The sequence below is a fragment of the Vibrio sp. 10N.222.55.C6 genome (assembly GCF_041473395.1).
GTDB lineage: Bacteria > Pseudomonadota > Gammaproteobacteria > Enterobacterales > Vibrionaceae > Vibrio > Vibrio crassostreae_C.
The window spans coordinates 1-1,045 of the sequence record NZ_JBFRSD010000058.1 but is presented as its reverse complement, the minus strand read 5'-3'; the positions used below and the strand labels follow the sequence as shown (position 1 = coordinate 1,045).

The window sequence follows — 1,045 nt, the reverse complement described above, 5'->3', positions numbered from 1 at the left end:
CGGCGTTGTTGCCTAAATCAATTGAACCTTTTTCGAGTCCTGCGATCTGATCCTTTATGATGGTTAGAGCGGTGACAACATGGGTAAGGCGAAAAAGAAGATAACTAACTGGGCGGAGTACAATAAGGCTTTGTGCAAACGGGGCTCGGTTACGTTCTGGATAGATGATACAGCCGTAGATGCATGGCGATGCAAAACCCATCATGGTAAGCGTGGTAGAGGCTTTCAGTACTCTGATACAGCGATTGAAACTGCCTTGATGATTAAAGGAGTATTCTCATTACCATTACGTGCTCTTCAAGGCTTTATTGATTCTATCTTTGAGCTATTGGATGTTCCACTGACGTCCCCTGACTACACCTGTATCAGCAAACGCTCGAAGACAGTTCAGGTCAAATATCGCAATAAATCCAAAGGAGCTATTCGCCATATAGCCATTGACTCGACTGGTCTCAAAGTTTTTGGCGAGGGTGAATGGAAAGTGAAAAAGCACGGCGCCGAAAAACGCAGAACTTGGCGTAAACTGCACTTAGCTGTTGATGTAGAAACTCATGAGGCCATTAGTGCAGAAGTCAGTCTTGTAAGTGTTGGCGATAACGAAGTGCTGCCAACATTACTCAACCCTTTACGTAGAAAGATCCATACAGTATCTGCTGATGGAGCATATGACACAAAAAGTTGCCATGAGACTCTGAAAAATAAGGGCTGTACTCCGTTGATACCACCTCGAAAGAATGCGGCTCTTTGGGAAGATGGGCATCCCAGAAATGAAGCTGTAGAGGCTCTTAAAAACGGAACAATAACGGAGTGGAAATCTGAGTCTGGTTACCACTATCGCTCAATATCTGAGACCGCAATGTCTCGATATAAAGGACTAACCAGCGGTAAATTGAGCTTGAGATGTTACAACGCTCAAGTGGGAGAAATCATGGCGAATGTCAAAGCTATAAACAAAGTCATAGGACTAGGTATGCCTGTTAGAAGCTAACGATTAGTCAAATATGGCGTCGTTGAACCTCAAGCTGATTTGATCAACAACGCCGTT

General features: G+C 44.1%; 1 protein-coding gene. It reads left to right on the top strand.

Going from position 1 to position 1,045, the window contains the following annotated elements:
• The first annotated feature begins 79 nt into the window (after window positions 1–79).
• Window positions 80–988: an IS5 family transposase gene (locus tag AB4486_RS22445; protein ID WP_372065201.1), complete on the top strand. Its 909-nt coding sequence runs from the start codon at window positions 80–82 to the stop codon at window positions 986–988.
• The last annotated feature ends 57 nt before the right edge of the window (window positions 989–1,045 follow it).

Bases quoted from the DNA above. Each gene is read 5' to 3' on its own strand.
- AB4486_RS22445 (WP_372065201.1), top strand. From the start codon at position 80: ATGGGTAAGGCGAAAAAGAAGATAACTAACTGGGCGGAGTACAATAAG.